Below are 1788 nucleotides of genomic sequence, written 5' to 3'. Positions count from 1 at the left end.
CCAGCGTCCGCTGAACCGCCCGGTCTACTCGCCGATCCTGCAGCGCTACTACGAGCCGGGCGACGTCCTCGCCGAGCTGCTGGCCGAGCACTTCACCCGGCCGGTGCGGTTCGCCGCGGCCGTACGGCATCTGCGGGAGACCGGTGCCGAGGTGTTCGTGGAGGCGGGCGGGCGCGCCGCGCTCTCCAAGCTGGTCGCCAAGGTGACCGACGGCTCCGAGGTGCGGTCGCTGCCCACGCTGGCCGTGACCGGCGGGCGGCTCGCGCTCGACGGCACCCTCGACGCGCTGCGCGAGGCCGGTCTGGCCGCGCCCGAGCGCGGCGGGCTCGCCGAGCTGCTGGCCCCCTCGGTGCCCGCGGACGTCTTCGCGGCGTACTGGAGCGAGCGCGGCCATATGGTGCTGGAGCTGGTCCGCACCGAACTGGACGCCTTCCGCAAGTCCACCGAGGGCAGCGGCGCAGAGCCCGAGCCGGAGCCCGCGGCAGCCGTCGAGCCGGAGCCCGAGCCCGCCGCCGAGGCCGCTCCCGCGCCCGCACCGGAGGCCCCGGCGGCTCCGGCGTCCGGTTCGCGGCCCGAGGGGTACGGCCGCGACCAGCTCTTCGGGGAGCTGCGGACCCTCTACGCCGAGGCGCTCGAATACCCCGAGGACGTCTTCGAGGACGAGGTGCAGCTGGAGGCCGAGCTGGGCGTCGACTCCGTCAAGCAGGTCGAACTCCTGTCCAGGGTGTCCAGCCGTTACGGGCTGCCGCCGCGCGAGTCCGGCTTCCGGCTGGCCACCTACAACACCATGGGCAAGATCACCGACTTTGTGCTCCAGCAGCTCAACGACCACGGGGCCCACACACCGGCCTCCGCCACGGGCTGAAGCGCCCACCCCTCGTCGCAGCAGTCGCGGAAGGAGTCAGTCGTTCCGATGAAAGACCTCACGGGGAAGGTGGCCCTGGTCACCGGAGGCTCCAAGGGCGTGGGCAAGGCGATCGCGCGGACCCTCGCGGCCCGCGGCGCCGATGTCGTCCTCAATTACTTCCACTCGCACGACCAGGCCAAGCGCACCAGGGACGAACTGGTGGCAAGCGGCGCCCGGGTCGAGCTCGCCCGGGCCTCGGTGGCCCGGCAGGAGCAGGTCGACCGGATGTTCGCCGAGATCGAGGAGCGCCACGGGCGGCTGGACATCCTCGTCAACAGCGCCGCCAACGGGGCCCTGCTGCCCCTGGCCGAGGTGACAGACGAGGACATCGCCAAGGCCATCGACACCAACTACAAGGGCGGACTGCGCTGCGCCCGCGCCGCGGCCCCGCTGATGGCGCGGGGCGGCGGCGGGTCGATCGTCACCGTCTCGGCGCTCGGCGGCTCGCAGATGGTGATGGCCAACTACTCGGCCTGCGCCCCCGCCAAGGCGGCCGCCGAAGCGGCCACCCGCTATCTCGCCGTGGAGTACGCCCCGCTGGGCATCCGGGTGAACACCGCCTCGGCCGCCATGCTGGAGAGCGAGGTCGCGGACAAGTTCCCCCGGGCCCGGGAGATGCAGGAGGTGATCGCGAGGGCGACCCCCTTCGGACGGCTGGGCACCCCGGAGGAGTTCGCCGATGTCGTCGCCTTCCTGGCCTCCGACGCCTCGCGGTGGATCACCGGACAGGTGGTGCTCGCCGACGGGGGACTGACGCTCGGCGCCGCCCTCATGTCGCCGCCCGCCGCGGCCCCCGTACGGGAGGAGGCCGCACCGGAGCCCGAGCCGGTCGTGACGCCCGAGCCGGTCGTGACGCCCAAGCCCGTCGTGACGCCCGAGCC

The 1788-nt window shown here is 73.5% G+C and carries 2 protein-coding genes; both read left to right on the top strand.

Annotated features, from left to right (window positions below; translation table 11 throughout):
* Positions 1-865 (top strand): phosphopantetheine-binding protein (locus GWI24_RS43990; protein ID WP_247617726.1); only part of this gene is annotated, 865 nt, incomplete at its 5' end.
* A gap of 48 nt (positions 866-913) precedes the next feature.
* Positions 914-1788, top strand: an 875-nt coding sequence (locus tag GWI24_RS43985; RefSeq protein ID WP_210951604.1) for an SDR family NAD(P)-dependent oxidoreductase, incomplete at its 3' end; no start/stop codon positions are given.

Origin of the sequence: Streptomyces sp. MK37H, assembly GCF_018035285.1 — a bacterium.
Classification (GTDB): Bacteria; Actinomycetota; Actinomycetes; order Streptomycetales; family Streptomycetaceae; genus Streptomyces; species Streptomyces endocoffeicus.
The sequence above is the reverse complement of the archived record's forward strand: the minus strand, read 5'-3'. Positions and strand labels throughout refer to the sequence as shown.